Annotated in this window: 19 protein-coding genes and 3 pseudogenes; 21 read left to right on the forward strand and 1 reads right to left on the reverse strand. The window is 50.8% G+C overall.

Annotation, left to right across the window (positions count from 1 at the left end; translation table 11 throughout):
• The first annotated feature begins 86 nt into the window (after positions 1-86).
• From Q9O24_07810 to Q9O24_07820, 3 genes and pseudogenes are all read left to right on the forward strand, one after another.
• Positions 87-2,277 (forward strand): annotated as a pseudogene (locus Q9O24_07810) (N-6 DNA methylase).
• Positions 2,274-3,461: a restriction endonuclease subunit S gene (locus Q9O24_07815; protein ID MDQ7075043.1), complete on the forward strand. Its 1,188-nt coding sequence runs from the start codon at positions 2,274-2,276 to the stop codon at positions 3,459-3,461. The pseudogene Q9O24_07810 and the gene Q9O24_07815 overlap by 4 nt, the downstream one beginning before the upstream one ends.
• Positions 3,458-6,680: pseudogene (locus tag Q9O24_07820) on the forward strand (type I restriction endonuclease subunit R). Before Q9O24_07815 ends, Q9O24_07820 begins: the two are co-directional and overlap by 4 nt.
• A gap of 7 nt (positions 6,681-6,687) precedes the next feature.
• On the opposite strand, the pseudogene Q9O24_07825 reads toward Q9O24_07820, so the two are convergent.
• Positions 6,688-7,489 (reverse strand): annotated as a pseudogene (locus Q9O24_07825) (inositol monophosphatase family protein).
• 119 nt (positions 7,490-7,608) lie between these two features.
• Here Q9O24_07825 and Q9O24_07830 point away from each other — a divergent pair.
• The 18 genes from Q9O24_07830 (at position 7,609) to Q9O24_07915 (ending at position 23,486) form a co-directional block, all read left to right on the forward strand.
• Positions 7,609-8,340, forward strand: a complete 732-nt coding sequence (locus tag Q9O24_07830; protein ID MDQ7075044.1) for an RNA methyltransferase — start codon at positions 7,609-7,611, stop codon at positions 8,338-8,340.
• A gap of 73 nt (positions 8,341-8,413) precedes the next feature.
• Positions 8,414-9,265 carry a serine O-acetyltransferase gene (cysE, locus tag Q9O24_07835; GenBank protein MDQ7075045.1) on the forward strand — a complete coding sequence of 284 codons (852 nt, stop codon included), beginning with the start codon at positions 8,414-8,416 and terminating at the stop codon, positions 9,263-9,265.
• Positions 9,266-9,320: 55 nt separating this feature from the next.
• Entirely contained in the window at positions 9,321-9,809 is a 489-nt protein-coding gene (iscR, locus tag Q9O24_07840; GenBank protein MDQ7075046.1) for a Fe-S cluster assembly transcriptional regulator IscR, read from the forward strand.
• Positions 9,810-9,872: 63 nt separating this feature from the next.
• Positions 9,873-11,087 carry an IscS subfamily cysteine desulfurase gene (locus Q9O24_07845; GenBank protein ID MDQ7075047.1) on the forward strand — a complete coding sequence of 405 codons (1,215 nt, stop codon included), beginning with the start codon at positions 9,873-9,875 and terminating at the stop codon, positions 11,085-11,087.
• 59 nt (positions 11,088-11,146) lie between these two features.
• Positions 11,147-11,527, forward strand: a complete 381-nt coding sequence (gene iscU / locus Q9O24_07850; GenBank protein MDQ7075048.1) for a Fe-S cluster assembly scaffold IscU — start codon at positions 11,147-11,149, stop codon at positions 11,525-11,527.
• 33 nt (positions 11,528-11,560) lie between these two features.
• Positions 11,561-11,884, forward strand: coding sequence for an iron-sulfur cluster assembly protein IscA (iscA, locus tag Q9O24_07855; GenBank protein MDQ7075049.1), 324 nt, complete (start codon positions 11,561-11,563; stop codon positions 11,882-11,884).
• A gap of 85 nt (positions 11,885-11,969) precedes the next feature.
• On the forward strand, positions 11,970-12,509 hold the full coding sequence (gene hscB, locus Q9O24_07860; protein ID MDQ7075050.1) for a co-chaperone HscB: 540 nt from the start codon (positions 11,970-11,972) through the stop codon (positions 12,507-12,509).
• A gap of 14 nt (positions 12,510-12,523) precedes the next feature.
• Positions 12,524-14,395, forward strand: a complete 1,872-nt coding sequence (hscA, locus tag Q9O24_07865) for a Fe-S protein assembly chaperone HscA (GenBank protein MDQ7075051.1) — start codon at positions 12,524-12,526, stop codon at positions 14,393-14,395.
• A gap of 32 nt (positions 14,396-14,427) precedes the next feature.
• Positions 14,428-14,766, forward strand: coding sequence for an ISC system 2Fe-2S type ferredoxin (gene fdx, locus Q9O24_07870; GenBank protein ID MDQ7075052.1), 339 nt, complete (start codon positions 14,428-14,430; stop codon positions 14,764-14,766).
• A 15-nt stretch (positions 14,767-14,781) separates the two neighbouring features.
• Positions 14,782-14,982 (forward strand): Fe-S cluster assembly protein IscX, encoded by a 201-nt coding sequence (gene iscX / locus Q9O24_07875; protein MDQ7075053.1) that lies wholly within the window; start codon positions 14,782-14,784, stop codon positions 14,980-14,982.
• Between the two features lie 100 nt (positions 14,983-15,082).
• Positions 15,083-15,511: a nucleoside-diphosphate kinase gene (ndk, locus tag Q9O24_07880; protein ID MDQ7075054.1), complete on the forward strand. Its 429-nt coding sequence runs from the start codon at positions 15,083-15,085 to the stop codon at positions 15,509-15,511.
• Positions 15,495-16,601: a 23S rRNA (adenine(2503)-C(2))-methyltransferase RlmN gene (gene rlmN, locus Q9O24_07885; protein MDQ7075055.1), complete on the forward strand. Its 1,107-nt coding sequence runs from the start codon at positions 15,495-15,497 to the stop codon at positions 16,599-16,601. The genes ndk and rlmN overlap by 17 nt, the downstream gene beginning before the upstream one ends.
• The gene (pilW, locus tag Q9O24_07890) at positions 16,598-17,353 is read left to right on the forward strand and encodes a type IV pilus biogenesis/stability protein PilW (protein MDQ7075056.1); all 756 of its coding nucleotides are present in this window, start codon (positions 16,598-16,600) and stop codon (positions 17,351-17,353) included. Before rlmN ends, pilW begins: the two co-directional genes overlap by 4 nt.
• Positions 17,354-17,446: 93 nt before the next feature.
• Positions 17,447-18,790 carry a DUF4115 domain-containing protein gene (locus Q9O24_07895; protein ID MDQ7075057.1) on the forward strand — a complete coding sequence of 448 codons (1,344 nt, stop codon included), beginning with the start codon at positions 17,447-17,449 and terminating at the stop codon, positions 18,788-18,790.
• A gap of 65 nt (positions 18,791-18,855) precedes the next feature.
• Entirely contained in the window at positions 18,856-20,133 is a 1,278-nt protein-coding gene (gene hisS, locus Q9O24_07900) for a histidine--tRNA ligase (GenBank protein ID MDQ7075058.1), read from the forward strand.
• A 46-nt stretch (positions 20,134-20,179) separates the two neighbouring features.
• Positions 20,180-20,833, forward strand: coding sequence for a tetratricopeptide repeat protein (locus Q9O24_07905; protein ID MDQ7075059.1), 654 nt, complete (start codon positions 20,180-20,182; stop codon positions 20,831-20,833).
• Positions 20,830-21,969, forward strand: a complete 1,140-nt coding sequence (gene bamB / locus Q9O24_07910; protein ID MDQ7075060.1) for an outer membrane protein assembly factor BamB — start codon at positions 20,830-20,832, stop codon at positions 21,967-21,969. The genes Q9O24_07905 and bamB overlap by 4 nt, the downstream gene beginning before the upstream one ends.
• 116 nt (positions 21,970-22,085) lie before the next feature.
• Positions 22,086-23,486, forward strand: coding sequence for a DUF945 family protein (locus Q9O24_07915; GenBank protein MDQ7075061.1), 1,401 nt, complete (start codon positions 22,086-22,088; stop codon positions 23,484-23,486).
• Positions 23,487-23,546 lie beyond the last annotated feature (60 nt).

A 23,546-nucleotide genomic window follows, 5' to 3' on the forward strand; every position in this document is an offset into this window, starting at 1 on the left:
GATGTTCTCTTAGCTGCCGTGGCGGTTTGCTGGCGGGAAATCTGGTTGTATACTGCTGCGCTCCCCCTTCTCTTGGAAACGGATTCATGCAACAACTGCAACAGATCGAAGCCATCGAAAAACGTCTTTGGAAAGCAGCCGATACCTTGCGCTCCAACTCCGAACTGGCGAGCAACGAATATTTTATGCCGGTGATGGGGTTGGTGTTTTTGCGTCACGCTTACAGCCGTTTTCTTGCGGTCAAGGCTGAGATTGAGAAAACCCTGCCCAGTCGGGGTGGAAAAACTCGTGCATTAAGCAAAGATGATTTTGCTGGTCGGGGGGGCGATTTTTCTCCGTGAAGAGGCGCAGTTTGATTATTTGGTGGCGCTGAGTGATGAAGTTGATTGTACGCAAGCGGTCATTGCGGCGATGAACTCCATTGAGGAGGATTACACGGGGCTAAAGAAGCAGTTACCAAAAGAGGAGTATCAAGGGATCTCCAGTGAGGTGGTGCGGCAGTTGTTGCGCAGTCTCAACCCAGAAGAGTTAAAGCAGGCCGATGGGGATATTTTTGGCCGTATCTATGAGTACTTCTTGACTCAGTTTGCTGACCAGGGGGCGCACGATGGCGGTGAGTTTTTTACTCCGATCTCTTTGGTGCAGATGATCGTTAATGTGATCGAGCCTCATAAGGGCAAAATTTTAGACCCTGCCTGTGGTTCTGGTGGCATGTTTGTGCAGAGTGCACATTTTGTCGATCAGCAGAAAAAGGAGTCTCATGATGCCTTGACCTTTTACGGTCATGAGAAAAACCCCACCACAACCCGTTTGGCGAAGATGAATCTACGGGTGCATGGTCTGGAAGGCGAGGTTGCTGGGGGCAGTGAGGCGATCACCTACTACAATGACCCGCATGATTTGGTGGGCGATGTTGATTTTGTGATGGCCAACCCGCCTTTCAATGTGGATGAGGTGGATGCGAGCAAAATTGAAACGGATGCACGCCTGCCGTTCGGTTTGGCAGGAGTAAATAAAGGCGGCAAGGTTTCTAACGGTAATTACCTTTGGATTTCCTATTTTTACAGCTACCTGAATGAGACAGGCCGTGCGGGGTTTGTGATGTCGTCGCAATCGTCCAGTGCTGGAGGGGCTGAGGCAAAGGTGCGTCAAGCGTTGATTGAGACCGGCCATGTGGATCTGATGATTGACATCCGTTCTAACTTTTTCTACACCCGTTCGGTGCCCTGTCAGCTCTGGTTTTTGAATAAGGGCAAGCCTGAGGCGCATAAAGATAAGGTGTTGATGATTGATGCGCGGCAGGTTTACCGTCAAGTGACGCGCAAGATTTACGACTTTAGCCCTGAGCAGTTGGCCAATTTAAACAGCATTGTTTGGCTTTATCGCGGTGAGTCTGGGCGGTTTATTGAGTTGGTGCAGAGTCACATTCAGAAGGCGCTGGATCATGCGTGGCTTGCCTTTGCTCTGGAGTATGAAGAGGAGGTGGTTGTTGAGAAAGGCGGTTCGAAAGAGATCAAGATCGTTGAATATAATCCAATTTTTGTCTCGGTTGAGTTGTTGCAGAAGATTGAGAAGGCCATTACGCCTTTCTATAAGCAGCAAACCGCCGCGCTACAAGAGGACTTAAAAGCGTTTTCGGACAAAGTGGTTCTGCTGAGTGCGGAGAGTAAAACCTTTGAGGCGCTGGTGGATCAGGTCACGAAACAGTGGGGAGCTGGCACCTTTAAGACGGCGAAGTCGTTAAACAAGCTGATCGCTGATGGGGGTAAGGTGGCGCAGTTGGCGGAGCGCAGTCGTGATTTTATGGCTGAGTTGGAGTCGGTTTGTAAAGCGTCGAACGGTCTGTTTGAGAACGCTGAGAAGGTGTTAAAGGCGAAGAAGGTCAAGAAAAGTAAGCTTTGGGATCGGGTGGCCTTGCTCAGTGGCAAGGAGAGTTTAAAAAAACGCTTGGAGAGGATGCGAGGGGATGCGGTGGAGCAGTTGAAGCAGGTGAGCTATTTTCATCAGCAGGCGTTGTGGTTGTTGAGCCGTTTCCCTGAGGCGAAGTTGGTGGATGTGGCAGGGCTGGTGAGGTTGGTGGATCAAACGGAGCTGGCGGCGAATGATTGGAGCCTGACCCCGGGGCGTTATGTGGGGGTGGCGGCTGAGGAAGAGGAAGAAGGATTTGATTTTGCCGTGAGCCTGCGGGAGATTCACCGTGAGTTGGAGGGGTTAAATAAAGAAGCGGTAACGCTGGCTGAAAAAATAGCCCAGAACTTTAAGGGGCTGGGGGTATGAGCTTTTTTTTAACCACAATAAAGGATGTGTCGCTTGGTGTATATGATGGTCCGCACGCAACGCCTAAAGTGTCAACCTCTGGTCATGTTTTTTTAGGGATTAAGAATGTGACATCTCAAGGCAGGCTTGATTTGTCTAAAATAAAATATGTATCGAAAGAAGAATACTCTAAGTGGATAATAAGGGTAAAGCCTCAATGTGGAGATGTGGTATTTTCTTATGAAGCTACCTTGCATAGATATGCAATTATTCCTAAAGGGTTTGAAGGGTGTTTGGGGCGTCGCATGGGACTGATAAGGCCAGATCCAAAAAAAATAAATTCACGTTTTCTTCATTACTATTTTCTATCTCCACAATGGCAAAAATATGCAGATACAAAGGTGATTGTAGGAGCAACAGTGAGTAGGTTTTCTATAAAAGATTTTCCTGATTTTTTGCTTAATATACCCTCGCTAGAGATACAGAAAGTAATTTCTACAGTGTTGTCTCAATACGACGATCTTATAGAAAACAACCGTCGCCGCATTCAATTGCTAGAAGAGTCCGCCCGTTTGCTCTACAAAGAGTGGTTTGTGCATCTGCGCTTTCCTGGTCATGAGCAGGTTAAAGTTGTTGATGGTGTGCCGGAGGGGTGGGTTAAGAAAAATCTTTTTGAAGTAAGTAGGGTGACATACGGTTTTTCATTTAAGTCAACCCTGTTTTCTGGTGATGCTATTGGGCTTCCTGTTGTTAGGATAAGAAATATTCCCTCCCGTGTATCTAAGGTATTTACCATTGAAGAAGCCCCTGAAGAAAAATTATTAGAAAATGGAGATTTTTTAATTGGTATGGATGGTGATTTCCATATGAATTATTGGTGTGGTGGAAAAGCATGGTTGAACCAACGGGTTGTTAGAGTTCTTGGGGCTAATGGTGTGAGTACGGGGTTTGTAAAGCAGGCAATTGAAAAGCCTATTTTTGATTTCAATAGAGTTATTACTGGAACCACAGTGCGACATCTTGGGGCAAAGCACCTAAAAATGATTGATTTTTTTATTCCTGATGATGATGTGTTGAATAAGGCGAATGACTATTTTGAAGATGTTCGTATTCAAGTTGTTTGTCTATTTCAGAAAATTAAAAAACTTGAGCAAGCCCGAGATATTTTATTGCCTCGTTTGATGAGCGGAGAGCTGGTGGTATGAGTGGCATGACCGAAGATACGCTGGTGCAACAGACCACCGCCGACTACCTGCGTGACGCACTGGCGTGGGACGAATCCCTCTACGCCATGCAGGAAACACTCGGCACAGACGGCACCCTCGGACGCGAAAGCGAAAAAGAGATCATCCTCAGCCGCTACCTCAGCCAAACCCTCATCCGACTCAACCCAAACCTGCCCGACGAAGCCTACCAAAACGCCCTGCAACAGATCATCAGCGTCAACAGCAGCCAAAGCCTCGCCGCGATCAACCAAGAAAAAGACCGACTCTACAAACAGGGCGTAGCGGTCAACTACCGCGACAAAAAAGGCCAACGCCAGCAGAAAACCCTCCGCATCTTCGACTTTGAACAAGCCGACAACAACCACTTTTTAATCGTGCGCGAACTCTGGATCAAAGGCGACGTGTACCGCCGCCGCGCCGATTTGGTGGGCTTCGTCAACGGCATCCCGCTGATTTTTATGGAAGTGAAAAACCTGCACCGAAGCGTTAAAGCCGCCTACGAAGAGAACCTCTCAGACTACCGAGACAAAGACGTTATCCCACATCTTTTTCACCACAACGCCGTGGTGATCTTAGGCAACGGAATCGAGGCTAAAATCGGCTCCCACTCCTCAAAGTACGAACACTTCAGCGAATGGAAACGGCTGGACGAAGAGGAGAGCGGAGCGGTGGCAATGGAGACCCTACTCAAAGGGGTCTGTGGCAAAAGAAACTTTCTCGACCTGTTTGAAAACTACATCATCTTTGACGACTCCAGCGGCAAAACAGTCAAAATCATCGCCCGCAACCACCAATTTCTCGGCGTGAACCGTGCCCTTGACGCAGTGAAAAAGCGTCGGTCACTGCAAGGCAAGCTCGGGGTCTTTTGGCACACCCAAGGTTCGGGGAAATCCTACTCGATCCTCTTCTTTGCCAAAAAAATCCGCCGTAAACTGGGCGGAAACTACACCTTTTTGCTGCTCACCGACCGCGACGATCTCGACAATCAGCTCTACAAAACCTTTGCCGGAGCGGGGCTGGTGAATCACGACCGCGACCCCTGCCGCGCCAACAGCGGCAAACACCTCGATGAACTGCTTGGTCAGCAGAAAGCCTTTATCTTTACCCTGATTCAGAAATTCAGCACCGCAGAGATGCGCGGCTCGCAACGGGACGACATCATCGTCATTACCGATGAAGCGCACCGCACCCAGTACGGCACTCTGGCGCTGAATCTGCGCAACGCCCTGCCTAACGCCTGTTTCATCGGCTTTACCGGCACCCCGCTGTTGAAAGAGGATCAGATCACCCGCCAAGTGTTTGGCGATTACATCTCCACCTACGACTTTCAACGAGCCGTGGAAGATCAAGCCACCGTGCCACTCTTCTACGATGCACGGGGTGAGGCGCTACGTCTTGAGGGAAAGGGGGGCGATGAGAACGGTGGTTCGGTGGCGGAACCGAATGGGTTGAACAAAAAAATCAGCGCAAAACTGGCTGAGATGGATGTGGAGGATCTGGACGTTCAGCGGCGCTTAGAGCGCGAATTAAAGCGCGCTTATCACATCGTCACCGCCAGCAGCCGTCTGGAGCAGATCGCCGATGATTTTGTCGAGCATTACAGCGCAGGCTGGCAAAACGGCAAAGCAATGCTGGTCTGCATTGATAAAGTGACCTGTGTGCGGATGTACGATTTGATCAAGGAGCGTTGGCAGCAGCATCAGGTGGCACTGAGCAAGCGACTTACCAGCGAGACAGCGGATGAGCAGGAGATGATCTTTCGTGAGCGCCAACTGACGTGGATGCAAGAGACCCAGATGGCGGTGGTGGTGAGCGAGGAGCAGGGCGAGGTAGAGAAATTTCGCCATTGGGATCTGGACATCCTTCCCCATCGTAAATTGATTAAAGAGGGCTTTCAGGAGGGCAAGGGGCGGTTAAAGCTGGAAGAGGCGTTCAAGCGTGAAGAGCACCCTTTCCGTGTGGCGATTGTCTGCGCCATGTGGTTGACGGGGTTTGATGTGCCGAGTTTATCAACTCTTTATCTGGATAAACCGCTGAAAGCCCACTCCTTGATGCAGGCCATCGCCCGTGCCAACCGAGTCGCTGAGGGTAAAAATAACGGTTTGATTGTGGATTACTGCGGCATTTTGAAGAATTTACGCCAAGCCTTGGCGGACTTTGGGGGTGCTGCGAATGGCAGTTCTGTCCCTGACCCGGTGCGACCCAACAAAGAACTGCTGGCAACGCTGGCCGAGTCCATTGCAGCGGTCAAAACCTTTTTGAATCAGCGGGGCTTTGAGCTAACAAAGATCACCGAGGATGTTGGTTTTGCGCGTAATCAAGCCATTATGGAGGCCAAAGAGGCGGTCAATGAAAATAATCGGAGCAGAAAAACCTATGAAGTGATGGCGCGTGAGGTGGTGAAAAAATTCAAAGCCTGCATCACGCTGCGCCCCGAAGTGAATGCGTATCGGCTGGATCGGGATGCCATTCACATCATCTACAAATCGCTGCAACGGGATCGAGAGACGGCAGACATCAGCCAGATTATGAGGGCGCTGCACAAGCTGGTGGATGAGTCGGTGTTGGTGGAAGAGCGCACCGTGCGCGAAGCGCGGGTCTACGATATGAGCAAAATTGATTTTGAGCGTTTGCGAGCGGAGTTTGCTCAGCAGGCGCAGAAAAAAACCGTGGTGCTTAATTTGAGTGATGTCTTGGCGAAACAGCTGAATAAATTGGTGCAGCAGAATCCGTTGCGAACCGATTTTCAAACGCATTTTGAAGCGGTGGTGGCGCGTTACAACGATGAAAAAGAGCATCTCGCCATTGAGCAGACCTTTGATGAGTTGTTGAATTTTATGCAGGAGTTGGGGCAGGAGGAGGCGCGGGCGCTGCGCGAGGGCTTGGATCAGGAGAGTTTGGCCTTGTTTGATCTGCTGAACAAACCGGAGTTAAGTAAAAAAAGAGATCAAGACCATCAAGCGGGTGGCAACGGAGCTGTTAAAAGATGTGAAAAAGGAGCTGGTCACGATTCAGCACTGGCAAGAGAAAGGGCGCGCTCGGGCGGCGATCAAACAGGGTATTTATGACCACCTGTACGATGACAAAACGGGCTTGCCAGAGAGCTACGAAGTGGAGGAGATTGGTTTGTTAGCCGATGAACTGTTCAGTCATATTTATCGTGTGTACCCCACTTTACCCTCACCGGTTTATGGTTAAGCTGAGGTTATGAGCCAGACTCCCGCTGCTGTTTCAACACCTGCAACATGGCGTGAAAGACCTTTGGCCCTGCGGCTAAAATATCACCGCTTTCCAGATACTGATCTCCGCCAGAAAGGTCGGTTACAATGCCACCCGCTTCACGGATCAGCAGCGCACCGGCAGCGATGTCCCAACTGTGCAAACCCATCTCCCAAAAACCATCAATGCGACCGGCGGCCAGATAGGCCAGATCCAGAGCGGCAGAGCCTGGGCGACGAATGCCAGCGGTTTTGGTCAAGAAGGTGCGAAATACTTTCAGGTATTCGTCCAGATCTTTGGCTTGATCGTCACGGTACGGAAAGCCTGTTCCCAGTAACGCACCTTCCAGACCACGGCGTTTGCTGACCCGAAGACGGCGGTTGTTGAGCGAGGCTCCGCCGCCACGAGTGGCGGTGAACAGCTCTTGGCTGATGGGGTTGTAGATCACCGCTTGTTCTAAGCGACCTTCGTATTTGAGTGCAATGGAAACCGCAAACTGCGGAAAACCGTGCAGAAAATTGGTGGTGCCATCGAGAGGGTCGATGATCCACTGATGACGGCCATCGCCTGCAGTGCTCACCGGACTCTTCGGCTAAAATGCCGTGTTGTGGATAGGTCTTGAGCAGAGTGCGTATAATCTCCGCTTCGGCTTGACGATCCACTTCGCTGACGAAGTCGTTGCGCTGTTTGGTTTCGATGGCGAGGGTGTCGATTCTGTCCACATTACGGGCGATCAGATTGCCTGCGGAGCGTGCCGCACGGACGGCGATATTGAGCATGGGATGCATCGGCTTGGGTCTTTATTTGGGCTAAAAAATGGTCACAGAGGATAGCAGAGAACGGGTGTTTTGAGTATGAAAATATGCTGACCTGCGTACGGTTTTGATTCTTTTAAGGAGAAGTTGATTTGAATTTGAGTAAGGTGCGGATGGTCTTGATCGCCACTTCCCATGCGGGCAACATCGGTGCGGCGGCACGGGCGATGAAAAACATGGGCTTGGAGCGCCTTTATTTGGTGGCTCCCCGCGATTTTCCCAGCGAGGAGGCGTTGGTACGGGCTTCAGGGGCGACGGATGTTTTAGATCAAGCCGTGGTCTGTGACTCTTTGGCAGAGGCGTTGCAGGGCGTGGGTGTGGTGTACGGCAGCAGCGCACGGCAGCGCACGCTGGCGTGGCCTGAGGTGGATGTACGCGGTTGTGCGGAGCAGGTGAGTGAGGTCACTTTGCAGGATGAGGTGGCGATTGTTTTTGGCCGTGAGCGCATTGGTTTGACCAACGAGGAGTTGCAGCTCTGCCACACGTTGTTGCACATTCCGACCAACCCCGATTACAGCTCCCTGAATGTGGCTTCGGCGGTGCAGGTGGTGGCTTATGAGTTGAGAATGGCCTTTTTGAGTTCGGAGTCCGCCCCCGTTGTGGAACCCGTTGCGGCGGATGCCTTGGCTAGAGCGGAGGAGATGGCGCATTTTTACACTCATCTTGAGCAGACCTTGGTTGAGCTTGAGTTTCTTGATCCAAAGAACCCGCGTCAGTTGATGCCGCGTTTGCAGCGTTTTTTTCATCGCAGCCAGCCGACGCAGTTGGAGTTGGGCATGTTGCGTGGCATTTTGAGTGCGGCACTAAAAAAGAAAAAAGCATGAAGGGCTGTTATTTGCTGAATCTGGCACTATAATACTTGAGTAAATTACTCGGTTATAACACTTAGGGTTTGTTATGTTTAAACGCTTGCGTGAGGATATCCACTGTGTTTTTGATCGTGATCCGGCATCGCGGCATACGTGGGAAATTTTAACCACTTATCCTGGGGTGCATGCGGTATTGATTCACCGCGTGAGCCACTGGCTGTGGGGGAAGGGGTTGAAGTGGTTGGCGCGTGCGCTGTCGCATTTGGCGCGTTTTCTGACCGGCATTGAGATTCATCCTGGAGCTACTTTGGGACGACGGGTCTTTATTGACCACGGCATGGGGGTGGTGATCGGTGAGACCGCAGAGGTGCATGATGATGTGACACTTTATCAGGGGGTGACCTTAGGTGGCACCTCGTGGAACAAAGGCAAACGCCATCCGACCCTAGAAAAAGGGGTGGTGGTAGGAGCCGGTGCCAAAGTCTTGGGGCCGATCACCTTGTCGGCTGGGGTTAAGGTGGGTTCTAATGCAGTGGTGGTTAAAGACGTGGAGGCCAACGCGACGGTGGTGGGTATTCCTGGAAGAGTGGTTAAAAAGAAAACACCACCGCCACCACTGCCGAAACACCGTGAGGAGATTGCCCGAAAAATGGGCTTTGATGCCTACGGCGTGAGCAAAGACATGCCCGACCCTGTGGCCACGGCAATGAACTGTATGCTGGATCATATTCATGCCATGGATCGTAAAATGGAGGCGATGTGCGGTGCCTTGAAGGCAATGGGCTTGGAAGATCCTGCCATCAACCTTAAGGAGCTGGAGGCCTGTGATATCGGTTTTTGTGACAAAGAGGACGATTGCGGCCAGAGTGAGAAGTGTCTGCAAAAAGCGGAGTTGCGTGCCGCGAAAGAGACAGAGCGTACACTTTTGAAGAATAGTTGACTAAAACCGTCGGGTATGGAAAGATGCGCGCCATATTGGGTCAGAAGAGAGCGGCATGAGATTAACAACCAAAGGCCGCTACGCGGTAACCGCGATGTTGGATTTAGCGTTGCACGGTGGAGAAGGGCCGATGACTTTGGCGGATATTTCCAGTCGTCAGAGGATCTCGCTTTCGTATCTGGAGCAGCTCTTTTCCAAACTGCGTAAAAACGGTTTGGTGCTCAGTACCCGTGGCCCAGGTGGCGGGTACAGCCTCAGTAAACCGGTGCACGAGATTGCCATTGCCAGCATTATTGAGGCGGTGGATGAGAAAGTGGATGCGACCCGTTGCGGTGGTCTGGCTAACTGCCACGATCAGCAACGTTGTTTGACCCACGATCTCTGGATGTCTCTGAGCGAGCAGATTCACGGTTTTTTAGCCGGTATCAGCTTAGGGGATTTAATCGAAAAGCAATCTGTCCAAGAAGTGATGGAGCGCCAAGAGAAAGATTGTTTAGAGGCGCTGACGGTTTCAAATCAGCAGCGGGTCGAGATTGTCTCTTAAGATCGTGTGACGCTCTTAAGGGTTAACGAATTATTGAATGAAATTTGAGTGAGCATGAGCAATATGAAACTACCGATTTATTTAGATTACTCCGCAACCACGCCTGTTGATGAGCGTGTTGCTGAGAAGATGTCTGCTTATTTGACCCGTGACGGTCACTTCGGCAATCCTGCTTCACGTTCTCATCCCTTTGGTTGGGAGGCAGAATCGGCGGTTGACGAAGCGCGTGCTCATGTGGCGGCTTTGATCGGTGCAGACAGTAAAGAGATTGTCTGGACCTCTGGTGCTACGGAATCCGATAACTTGGCGATCAAAGGTGTGGCGCACTTTTACAAGAAAAAAGGCCGTCATATTGTGACCGTCAAAACCGAGCACAAAGCGGTGTTGGATCCCTGTCGTCAATTGGAACGTGATGGATATGAAATCACCTATTTGGTTCCTGAAACCGACGGTATGGTGGATTTGGCCAAACTGGAAGCAGCGCTGCGCGAGGACACCATTTTGGTTTCCATTATGCACGTCAACAACGAAATTGGTGTGATTCAAGACATTGCGGCCATTGGTAAAATGACCCGCGAACGTAAAATTTTGTTGCACGTGGATGCGGCTCAGAGCGCAGGTAAAGTGGAGATTGATGTCAATGCGATGAACGTTGATTTGCTTTCGCTTTCCGCTCATAAAATTTACGGCCCTAAAGGCATGGGCGCGCTCTACGTGCGTCGTAAACCTCGAGTACGTCTGGAAGCGATGATGCACGGCGGCGGTCACGAACGGGGTATGCGTTCTGGTACCTTGGCGACTCATCAAATTGTTGGCATGGGTGAAGCGTTCCGCATTGCTAAAGAAGAGATGGTTGCCGAGAATAAAAGTCTGGCTAAATTGCGTGATCGTCTGCTGGACGGTTTTAAAGACATGGAAGAGGTCTACATCAACGGCAATATGGAACATCGCATCGCCGGTAATCTGAACATCAGTTTTAACTTTGTTGAAGGCGAGAGCCTGATGATGGCAATGAAAGATTTTGCTGTCTCTTCTGGTTCGGCTTGTACTTCGGCTTCCTTGGAACCCTCTTATGTGTTGCGTGCTTTGGGGCGTTCTGACGAGCTGGCACACAGCTCGATCCGTTTCACCATCGGTCGTTACACCACCGCAGAAGAGATTGATTACACCATTGGCCAAGTGCGCGATGCGGTGAATCGTCTGCGTGAATTGTCACCGTTGTGGGACATGTACCAAGAAGGTATTGATCTTGACAGCGTGCAGTGGGCGGCGCATTAAATTAGAGACTGGGCATCGTTAGATGCTTAATGAACCTTGATTGCACTTAGGAGAACGACATGGCTTACAGCGAAAAAGTATTAGATCATTACGAAAACCCACGTAACGTGGGTGCCTTTGATAAAAACGACAGCAGTGTTGGTACCGGCATGGTCGGCGCACCTGCTTGTGGTGATGTGATGAAGTTGCAGATCAAAGTGGGCGCGGATGGCATCATCGAAGACGCTAAATTTAAAACCTACGGTTGTGGTTCTGCCATCGCCTCTTCGTCCTTGGTGACGGAGTGGGTGAAGGGTAAAACCTTAGAAGAAGCGTCTACGATTAAAAACAGCGATATTGCTGAAGAGCTGGCTTTACCACCAGTGAAAATTCACTGTTCGGTACTGGCTGAAGACGCGATTGCCGCAGCGATTGCAGATCTGAAACAGAAACAGTCTTAAAAACGGCACTTACTTCCGAAAAGGAGCTTTGTTATGGCAGTAACCTTGACTGAGGCGGCAGCAGGCCGAGTAAAAGATTTTTTGCAAAAACGCGGTGCAGCTGCGGGTTTGCGTCTCGGAGTGCGCACCACCGGTTGTTCTGGAATGGCCTATGTATTGGAATTTGCCGATGAGGTCAGTCCCGATGACGAAGTGTTTGAAGATGCCGGTGTACGGGTGATCATTGACAAAAAAAGCTTGGTGTACCTTGATGGTACCGAGCTGGATTTTGCTAAAGAGGGCTTGAACGAAGGTTTTAAGTTCAATAACCCCAATGTCAAAGACGAATGCGGCTGCGGCGAAAGTTTTACCGTTTAAACATTTGTTTTACCGTTGAGATAAAAAAACGCTCTGCCTTGGCTGGGCGTTTTTTCTGTACAGGCATTAAAAAAAGGGGGTTAAGGTGCAGTTGGATTTTTCCAAAGACTATTTTGAGCTGTTCTCTCTGCCGGTCTCGTTTGATCTGGATCAAGGGATGTTGGCGGCGCGCTTTCAGGAGTTGCAACGTCTGTTGCACCCCGACCGGTTTGCCTCAGCCAGTGAGCAAGAACGGCGCTTCTCCATGCAGGGCGCAACCTTGGTTAATGAAGCGTTTCAGACCCTTAAAGACCCCTTGACCCGTGCCACGTATCTGCTGAGTTTGCAGGGTGTTTCGTTGGACAACGAAAGCGATACGCAGATGGATATGGCATTTTTGATGCAGCAGATGGAGCTGCGTGAAGCGTTGGATGAGGTGCGTGAGAAGGATGATCCTCTGCAAGCGACGGCGGACGTGCTGGATGAAATCGCGGTTTTGTCGCGCAGCTGTTTTGCTTCTTTAGGAACGCACTTGCACGCGCAGGCGTGGTCAGAGGCGCGCGATTGGGTGCGCAAATTACAGTTTTTACGCAAACTTCGAGAGAGCGCCGTGGCGCTGGAGTTGGCCTTGGAAGATGAGTTATAACGCGAGTTTGAATTATGGCCCTATTACAAATTTCTGAGCCTGGACAATCCACGGCACCGCATCAACACCGTTTGGCGGTGGGGATCGATTTAGGCACCACCAACTCCTTGGTGGCCAGTGTGCGCAGCGGCGTGGCCGAAGTGTTGCCCAGCAGCGAGGGTGAGTTGATTTTGCCTTCGGTGGTGCGTTATTTGGCTGATGGCTCTCGTCAGGTGGGACGTGAAGCGCGTGATAACGCCGCTGCTGACCCACACAACAGCATCAGTTCGGTGAAACGGTTTATGGGGCGTTCTTTGGCGGAGGTGTTGGCGATTGAGAGCAATTCACCGTACCGTTTTGTTGAGGGTGAAGGTTCGGTGCCACGGATTCAGACGGCCTGTGCCAAGGTCACTCCAGTGGAAGTCTCGGCGGAGATTTTAAGCCTGCTGCGCAAACAGGCGGAAGCGACTTTGGGCGGTGATCTGGTGGGGGCGGTGATCACCGTACCGGCCTATTTTGATGACGCTCAGCGTCAAGCGACCAAAGACGCGGCGCGTCTGGCGGATGTGCATGTGCTGCGTCTGCTCAACGAACCCACCGCAGCGGCCATTGCCTATGGCTTGGACGAAGCCGCTGAAGGGGTGGTGGCGATTTTTGATCTCGGTGGCGGTACCTTTGATATTTCCATTTTGCGCTTGAATCGCGGCGTGTTTGAGGTTTTGGCCACCGCCGGTGACACGGCTCTGGGTGGCGATGACATAGATCGTTTGCTGGCTGAGTGGATGAAACAGCAGGCTGGAATTGAGGTGAAAGACAATCACGGTTTGAATCGCCACATTTTGGATCAGGCGCGGGCAGCCAAAGAGTTGCTGAGCGAATGTGATGAGGTGGTGGTAGAGATTGAAGATTCTGAATACGAATGGCAGGGCTTGTTGAGCCGTGAGACCTTCAATGAGCTGATTGAACCGTTGATTAAAAAGACCTTGTCACCTTGTCGTCGTGCGCTGCGCGATGCCGATGTCAGCCGCGATGAGATCGCTGCGGTGGTGATGGTGGGCGGTTCAACTCGGGTGCCTCTGGTGCGCGATAACGTCAGTGACTTTTTCAAACGTGAGGTTTTGACTCACATCGACCCTGATCGAGTGGTGGCCATCGGTGCGGCATTGCAAGCCGATGTGTTGGCGGGCAACAAAGCCGACGGTGAAATGCTGTTGCTGGATGTGAATCCGCTCTCGTTGGGCATTGAGACCATGGGCGGTTTGGTGGAAAAGATCATCGCCCGTAACACGACTATTCCTACTGCGCGAGGGCAAGAGTTCACCACGTATCAAGACGGTCAAACGGCAATGGCGCTGCATGTATTACAGGGTGAACGAGAGTTGGTTTCTGATTGTCGTTCACTGGCGCGTTTTGAATTGCGCGGTTTTCCGCCGATGGTGGCCGGTGCGGCGCGCATTAAAGTCACCTTACAAGTGGATGCGGATGGCCTGTTGAACGTGACGGCTACGGAGTTGACCAGCGGTGTGCAGGCGAGCATTGAGGTCAAACCTTCGTACGGCTTGCAGGATCAAGAGATCGAGCAGATGTTGCGCGATTCGATGGATTACGCCCAAGCGGACAAAGACGCGCGCAGCTTACGTGAGCAGCAGGTGGAGGCGCAGCGGGTGATTGAAGCCTTGGATGCGGCTCTGGCCAGTGACGGCGATGATTTTCTTCAGGCCGATGAGTTGAGTCAGATTCAGACCGCCCGAGCCGCTGTGCTGGCGGTGGCTGAGGCGGACGATCATCTGGCCATTAAGAGTGCGATTAAACGATTAGAGCAGTGCAGTGAAGCCTATGTGGCACGTCGCATGAACGCCAGCGTACGTAAAGCGATGGCGGGGCATAATTTAAATGAATACGAATGATAGGCAGCCTACGCTGCTGCGGAGCATATAAAATGACACAAATTATTTTTTTACCCCATGAAGAGATCTGTCCTGAAGGGGCGATGTTTGAAGTGGAGCCAGGTATCACCATTTGTGATGCGGCGTTGGCCAACGGCATTGAGATTGAACACGCTTGTGAAAAATCCTGTGCCTGCACCACCTGCCACGTTCATGTGCGTGAAGGCGGTGAGTCACTGTCAGAGAACACCGAGTTGGAAGACGACCTGTTAGACAAGGCGTGGGGCTTAGATCCTGACTCCCGCTTGAGTTGTCAGGTGGTGGTGGGTGAGGAAAATTTGGTGGTCGAGCTGCCAAAATACACCATTAATATGGTCTCTGAGCACGGTTAAGAGAGGAGCGTTGACATGGAATTAAAGTGGACCGATGTACTGGACATTGCCATTGAACTGGATGAGGCGCACCCCGATGTGGATCCGCGTTACATCCGTTTTACCGATTTACACGCATGGGTGACGGCGTTGGACAATTTTGATGATGACCCCGAACGTTCCAATGAAAAAATCTTGGAAGCGATTCAAGGCACATGGATTGAAGAGAAAGAGTAGATAAATTTTATCTATAGGGTCTTTAAATGGGGCAATAAGCCGCGTACCATCGCGTTTTTTTAGTGTTTCTTTTTATTTAAAGACCTTGGAGTAATTGATTGTGGCAATTGAACGTACTTTTTCCATTGTAAAACCCGATGCAGTAGCCAAAAACGTCATTGGGCAGATTTACAGCCGGTTTGAATCTGCTGGCTTGTCCGTGGTGGCCTCTAAAATGCTGCAATTGAGTCAAGCGCAAGCGGAAGGCTTTTACGCCGTACACAAAGAGCGGCCTTTCTTCGCGGACTTGGTCTCTTTTATGATTTCAGGACCGGTGATGATGCAGGTGTTGGAAGGTGAAAACGCGATTGTCAAAAACCGCGAGTTGATGGGTGCAACCAACCCTAAAGACGCGGCTGCCGGTACCATTCGGGCTGATTTTGCCGATAGTCTGGATGAAAATGCGGTGCACGGTTCCGATGCTCCTGAAACCGCTGCGGTTGAAATCGCCTATTTCTTCCCTGAAGGTGTGTGTGAACGAATCCGCTAAACTCAACCTGCTGGACTTAGACCAGCAGGCTCTGAAAGAATTTTTCGCCCAGTTGGGCGAAAAACCCTTCCGTACCGCTCAAGTGATGCGCTGGATTTACCACCAAGGGGTGGTTGATTACGACAGCATGACCGATTTGAGCAACAAGCTGCGTGAGCGACTCAAAGCCGATACGGAATTGGCTCTGCCCGAAGTGACTCAAGAACAAATTTCAACCGATGGCACGACCAAGTGGCTGTTTGATCTCGACAGTGGCAACGGCATTGAGTCGGTGTTTATCCCTGAAACGTCTCGCGGTACCTTGTGCATCTCTTCTCAGGTTGGGTGTGCTCTGGATTGCTCTTTTTGTGCCACGGCACGGCAAGGGTTTAATCGTAATCTTTCCACCGCTGAAATTGTCGGCCAAATTTGGCAAGCTAATCGGCGTTTGGGCGGCGGCATCGCAGGCAGTCGGCGCATCACCAATATCGTCCTGATGGGGATGGGTGAGCCGCTGCTGAACTACAAAAACTTGATCCCTGCACTGAAACTGATGATGCACGATCAAGCGTTTGGTTTTGGTAAACGGCGCGTGACCGTGAGCACGGCGGGGGTGGTTCCGGCGATGGATCGTCTCAAGGACGATGTGGACGTCAGTTTGGCGGTTTCTTTGCATGCGCCTGTGGATGAGCTGCGTGATGGGTTGGTGCCATTGAACAAAAAATATCCGATTGAAGAGCTAATGGCGGCGTGCAAACGTTTTGTGGCCACCGACCGTAAAAAACACATTACCTTTGAGTATGTGATGCTGGCAGGGGTGAACGACTCCGATGCCGAGGCGCGGGCGTTGATTCAGTGTCTGCGTGGTGTGTCGGCTAAAATCAATTTGATCCCTTTCAATACCTTTGAGGGCAACGGCTATCACTGCTCCAGCCAGAAGCGCATTGATCGTTTCCGCGATATTTTGTACAAAGGCGGTTTGCATACCGTGACGCGTAAAACCCGAGGTGAAGACATTGATGCGGCCTGTGGTCAGTTGGCAGGTAAGGTTGCGGATCGCAGTCGGCGTGAGGTGAAATTTGTTCAACCTCGGTTTGGAGAGCAGGGTTGAGAGGCGTATTTCTGCTTCTGTTGATTCTGTTTTTGCAGGCCTGTTCTGCTTCTGCGCCGCGTACCCCACTGGTTTCTAAGAATAAAGCCGCTAATTTTAATGCCCAGTTGGGAGCCAGTTATCTGCATCGTGGTAATTTGACTCAAGCCAAATACAAATTAGAAAAGGCGCTGGAGCAAGATGCCAATAACGTTACTGCCAACAGCACTTATGCGCTGTTTCAGGCGCGTTTGGGTAAGGTGAAAGAGGCCGATCGTTACTTTCGTAAGGCGCTGCGTCTGAGTAAAAACAACGCTGATATTTTAAACAATTACGGCACGTTTTTATGTCAGCAAAAACAGCCACGAGAGGCAGAGAAGCGTTTTTTAGCGGCGGCTAAAGATTTGCTTTATCAGACCCCCGAATACGCTTACACCAATGCGGGCATTTGTGCGTTGGATCATCGTCAGTTTCGTCAAGCGAAGCAGTATTTGAAGAAGGCGCTCAGTCTCAACCCTCGTTTTGGTTCGGCCTTGAGGAATATGGCGGACCTTTATCAGCAGAAACGCCGTTATCGTCAGGCCTTGGTTTACTTGCAACGGTATCACAAATATTATACTGAGAGTCCCGCGACGTTATTGATGTCGATTAAGATCTATCGGGGCTTGAGAAATGCACAACAGGCCAATGCGTTTACGGCTAAATTGCGCCGTCAGTTTCCAAATTCTGCTGAAACAGAGTCGATAATGAATAAACGCTCGATTTTGCCTTAAATTTTCCTGTCAGCGTTGTTATAGTAACGCTGTGTTAGGCTCTGCTTGTGGTATTGGTTTTTTCATTCGCACCTCTTTAACCGGAATATTTGTATGAAAGATTATGATTCTGAAGCATTTGATGGTGATTCTCTGAATTCAGCACCTCTGGGGCAGCGTCTGCGCAGCGCACGTGAAGGAACGGGATTAGGAATTGAGGAAGTTGCCAGTCTATTAAACCTGGAAGAGTCCTTGATTCGTGCCTTAGAAGATGAAGATTACGAGGTACTGCCTTCGCCTATTTTCATTCGTGGCTATTTGAGAGCGTACGCCAAGTTGTTGCGCTTGGATGGCAATGAGCTAATCGAAGTGTACGGCGTACAGAGCGGCGGTATGGATCCTGATTTAGCCACCAACAGCCAGAACGGTGGTTCTACTGCTGCTGGTTTTCCAATGGCTTGGTTGGCGGGGGGTACGGTCACTATTTTGTTGCTGGTGGTCGTCGGTTGGTGGTTTATGTCAGCTGAAGATACTGCGCCACAGATGAGTCAAGATGAATCTCTCTCTTCGGAAGTGGTGGCAGAGATGCCCACCGATTCTAATGCCATTGCGCTACCACAACAGCCAAAAATGACTCAAACCGTGGCAGCTAAAGTCGGGTCAAAAGTTGAGCCAAAACCGGTTGTCGAAGCGATGGCGGAATCCGCGCCGAAACCTGAGCAGGGTACTTCAGATGTGTTATTGGCTATTGAGGCTGCTAAGGCACCCACGCTAGAACAGACAGATATGGGCGCTGTTCTGAGTGAGAAAAATTCAGTAACGGAACATCGTAACCTACAGTCTGCCGTTGAGACCATGTTGGAAGAACGGCAGTGGGCACAAAACGACGGTTCTAGCAGTGAACGCAGCGTATTGGCGGCACCGGTTGCGGAACCGGCTGATTCACAGGTGGCTCAAGGTGTATTATCCTCGATTCAAAACGCGATTGTGGTCGATCAGGCCGATGCAGTTGTGGTGGTTGAGAGTGACGCTCAGGTGGAGCAGGACGTTGCAGCGGTCAATAAAAAGGTGGTTACGGCGCTCAGTCGTGTGGATTCAAGCGCTGAAACAGCGATCAGTAGCGTTGAAAGTGGTAAAAAATCAGCTGTGGTTCAAAACCTGTCGAAGTTGAATGTGGGGCCTGTGGCTCCCAGCGGCAGCGATGTTCTGTTGCTTAGCAGCACGGGTGACTCTTGGGCCGAGGTATTTGATGCCAACGGTTATCGTCTGTTGTACGACATGTTGAAAGTGGATCGTAGCAAACGTTTACAAGGCAGCGCACCCTTTAAGGTCTTTTTGGGCAACTCGCCTCTGGTTACGCTGAGCCTGAATGACACAGCAATGATTCAAAAATCCTTTAACCGTAAAAATAATACCGCCCGCTTTGTAGTGGACGTTAAGGGTGTTCGCAGGCGGTAGTTTCGCTGCTCTGCTCTTAGGTGTATATTTGCCGCCTTTGCTAACACCTAAGTAATTTTTTCTCTATGGCTAAAGGTATCACTCGTATTCGGGGTATGCATGACATTACCCCGCAACAAACCCCTCAATGGCAACAACTGGAACAGAGTCTGCGAACTCTGATGAAGGCCTATGGTTACGATGAAATTCGTATGCCGATTGTGGAAAAAACCGATCTCTTTTGTCGTTCAATCGGTGAAGTCACCGATATTGTTGAAAAAGAGATGTACACCTTTCCAGACCGTAACGGTGATCTGCTGACCTTGCGTCCAGAGGGTACCGCCAGTTGTGTGCGTGCCGGTATTGAACAAGGTCTGTTGCACAATCAGGTGCAGCGTCTCTGGTATCAGGGGCCGATGTTTCGCCACGAACGCCCCCAAAAAGGCCGTTATCGCCAATTTCATCAATTTGGCGTGGAGTGTTACGGTTTAGCTGGGGCTGACAGCGATGCCGAACTGATTCTGATGAGCGCCCGTCTTTGGTCAGAATTGGGCATTGCTGATGCCGTGCAATTGGAGTTGAACTCCTTGGGTAATCAGGTCTCGCGTTTGGCCTATCGGGATCAATTGGTTGCGTATCTTAACGACTGTCGTCAAGAGTTGGACGAAGACAGTCTGCGTCGTTTAGAGAGTAACCCTCTGCGCATTTTGGACAGCAAAAATCCCCAGACACAGACACTGTTAAAAAACGCCCCCAAACTCAGCGAAACCCTAGATCAAGCCTCGCAAGATCACATGGGGTTGTTGTGCGATATTTTGGATAGGGGTGGGGTGAACTACCACTTGAATGAACGTTTAGTGCGTGGTTTGGATTATTACTGTTTGACCGTGTTTGAATGGGTGACGGATCGACTCGGTGCGCAAGGCACCGTCTGTGCGGGTGGCCGTTATGACGGTCTGGTGCAGCAGTTGGGTGGCCGCTCGACTCCGGCGGTGGGTTTTGCCATGGGTTTGGAGCGTCTGCTCTCTTTAATGGAAGAGATGGACAGTCTCTCTGTCGCAGAGAGGCCGCACCTCTATTTGACCCTGATGGGCGAGCAGGCACAGCGTGAGGGTTTGTTGTTGGCGGAACGCTTGCGTGATGCCCTGCCTAAGCTGCGTCTGTTAACCCACTGTGGCGGCGGCAGCGTCAAAAGCCAATTTAAAAAGGCCGATAAAAGCGGTGCTGAATACGCACTGGTGTTGGCTGATACCGAGCTTGAACAGGGTGTCATTGCGCTTAAACCTTTGCGGGATAAGGGTGAGCAGCAAAGTTTCCGTGAAGCGCAGTTGATCAGTGAATTGATGCTGCGTTTTGGTTGGTAAAAATCTTTTTGATAATGTCATTCAATGAATGTGAGAGGAGCCGCTGATGGCGATGTATGAAACCGAAGAAGAGCAGATTGAAGCGTTAAAAAAGTGGTGGGCTGATAACGGTCGAGCGGTGATGTTGGGTCTGTTATTGGGGGTCGCTTTGATTCTCGGTTGGCGTTTTTGGGGTGATCATCAGCGTACTCAAGCAGAAGAAGCGTCCAGCCTGTATGAGAGCTTGATTGAGGGTATGGGGGCTGAGTCTGATGCCGCCGCGTTGTTGTCTTTGCAGACGCAGTTGGGGCGTGATTACGCCGATACGCCGTACGCGTCTTTGGCGGCACTGGCGATGGCAAAACTGTACGTTTCTCAACATGACCTGAAAGCGGCGCAGCGCCAACTGAGTTGGGTGCTGGAAAATGAGGCTGATGAAAACCTGGGTCAGGTGGCTCGTTTGCGCTTAGGGCGTATTTTGTTGGCTGTGGGTGAAAAAGAGAAGGCTCTCACGTTGGCCAAAGCGCCTTACGCAGAGGCTTTTTTGGCTGATGTAGCAGAGTTGCAAGGCGATGCCTTACTGGCTTTGGGACGTTTAGATGAGGCACGGCTGGCGTATCAAGAGGCGCTGTCTGCACCGATGGCGATTGGCGATCGGCAGGGATTGCAGATGAAGTACGATGATTTGAAAGGAGTTCAGGCTGCGGATTCAGCGTCATGAAGTGGTTCTCTGCCTTGTTGTTGGTGTTCCTCGCCGGTTGTGCCAATGAGCCGATTAATCCGCCATCGGCGTTGTTGAAATTGGAGCCTAAAGTCGGTTTTAAACTGCTCTGGAGTGCGGAGGCGGGTTCGGCAATCAATAAAAAATTCATTCGTCTTAATCCGTATGCCAGCGGTGATCGTCTTTTTACTGCGGTACCCAGTGGTCGAGTTACTGCTTTTGATCGCATGACGGGCAAGCTGATGTGGCGGGTGGATTTAAATGTGCCGTTGTCGGCGGGTGTTGGCGGAGGTGAAGGCGCGCTTTATGTGGCCAGCCAAGACGGGGTGGTGATTGCCCTTGATCCAAAGCAGGGCGCTGAGTTGTGGCGGGTGTCGTTAAATAACGAAGTACTCTCAGCCCCAGTGCCGAGTTTAGGCCGAGTGATTGTACGCACGGTGGATGGCAGTATTTTGGCGCTGAAAGCGGAGTCGGGCGGGGTGATTTGGCGTTACAGTCAGCCAGTACCCCCGTTGACGCTGCGTGGCACCAGCCGACCGGTGCCGGTTGCCGGTGGTCTGGTCAGTGCGCTGGATAACGGCAAAGTGATCGCTTTGGATCTGGAGCAGGGGCGGCCGTTTTGGGAGACCGTGGTCTCACGTTCGCAAGGGATTTCCGAGCTGGATCGCTTGGTGGATCTGGATGCTGAGTTGTTGGTTGAGAAAGGGCTGATTTTTGTGGCCGGTTATCAGGGTAATTTGGCTCTGCTCTCTTTGGAGCAAGGACAAATTTTATGGTCTAAAGCCTTTTCCACCAGCACCGGTATGGCGTTTAAGGCTGAAAAGTTGTTTATTAACAGTGATCAGGATGAAATTTCGGCGTTAAATGCACGGGATGGCAGGGTTGTTTGGCAGCAAGATAAACTTAAATTCCGTCAGTTGACTGCGCCGGTACTTATTGGTGACAGTTTGGCGGTTGCTGACGCAGAGGGTTACCTGCATTTGTTGTCTCTCGCCGATGGCCGTCTGTTGGCGCGTTATAAGTTTGATGACTACGGCCTGCTGATTACACCGCTGGTGGTGGGAGAGACTCTGTATGTGCAGACTCGAGCCGGAACCGTATATGCGTTAAATCTGACAAAATTGGCCAAACCTTAGTTGGCTGACATCGGCAAAATTGCTTCTTTCCGCTGCAAGTGTTAAAAATCCTGCTAAGTGGTATTGAGAATGGGGTTCAACTCCATTACGGACAGGATGGGCGAAGAGAGGCGGGTATGGTTTACGGTAAGCTGAGAAATTTTGAATATTTTTTGGCCTCGGTGTTTCTGATTTTAGGTCTGTTGATGGCGGTGCCTTATGTTTGGGGTGTCGTTTTTGAATCTAAATTTCGGCACGAAGTGACGCAGCTTGGTGAACGTCTGCATACCAAGGTGACGGTGCTTAATTATCAGCGTGGCTGGTTAAGAAGCCGTGCGGTGAGTCGCGTTGAGCTGCCTTACACGACGAATGCATTGCTGTTTGTGCATGAGATCAATCATGGTCCCTTGGAGCTGGAGATGTTGGCGCAGGGGAAAAACCCTTGGTTGGCGGCTTTGGTGCGCACCGAACTGCCCGAGCAGCTGAGCATGGAGGGAGTTCAAGCGTTCAGTTCCGTGGATGGCAGTTATTTTAAAGCCTTTACTCGAGTGCATCTGGACGGAGAGCTGGATACCCATTTCTCTCTGCCGCACTTGCAAGCCGAATTGCACAATTTGCCTGTGCAGCGCTTTTCGGCTTCTTCTCTGCGCGGTCATTTTGTTTATAACCCCGAGCAAAAACGAATTTATGGCAATTTGGATCTGCCGAGAATTAAGTTAGAAGGTGCGCAGATGAGTTTGCGCCTGCGCCATCTGCACTTTGAGACGGATCAGAAGAAGGGTGAAGGCGAGCTCTATTTTGGCGGTTCTCAGTTGAAAGTGGCGGCTCTGGATTGGCAGGGCTGGGGTCGTCCACTGAAAGTGGATCAGTTGGAGCTGCGCAGTATGAATGCGGAAAATCAGCAAGAGGCGTTCAGTCAGATCGCGCTGAGTTCGAAGTCGGTGCAGACCCTGTTAGGCAACTATTCCAGTACTGAGTTTGATCTCAGTTTGCGTCATTTGGATACCCCTGGAGTGGCACAGGTGATCAATAACCTGCGTCATTATCCCTATTACGACACGGATGAGTTGCCTTTGGCGAGTCGTGATCGTGTTTGGCAGAGCCAAGTGTCACCAGTATTAAGCCTGTTGCGCAACAGTGAGTTGGAATTGTCGCGTTTTTATATGAAGCAGGGTGATGACGAGGTCAGTGCTTGGATGCGGGCGAAAATGCCAAGCTTGACCTACGGCGATTGGGAGGCGGGAGAGTTTCCATTGCAAGCTTTGGAAGTTGAGCTGGAACTCTCTCTGTCAGAGCAGTTGATGGTGAGTTTGTTCAGAGAGCAGGCGCGGCGGATGTTGGGTAATACCCAGCGCTTTGTGGCCATGAAAGGTTTGAAGGCGGCAGAAAAAGAGCCCTATGTGCGTAAATCCGCTGAATCTCAGCTGAATAACCTGCTCAGGCAAAACTACCTTGCGTTTGAAGAGGGCAGTTATCGTTTGAAGCTTTCTCTTAAAGAGGGACATTTTTACCTCAACGACCATCCATTGAATCCGTAATACTTCCTTCATTCTCTGGGTGCTATTTTTTTTACGCGCTTTTTTGCATCGTGCGATAAT

Source organism: Gammaproteobacteria bacterium (assembly GCA_030949385.1).
Classification (GTDB): Bacteria; Pseudomonadota; Gammaproteobacteria; order JAUZRS01; family JAUZRS01; genus JAUZRS01.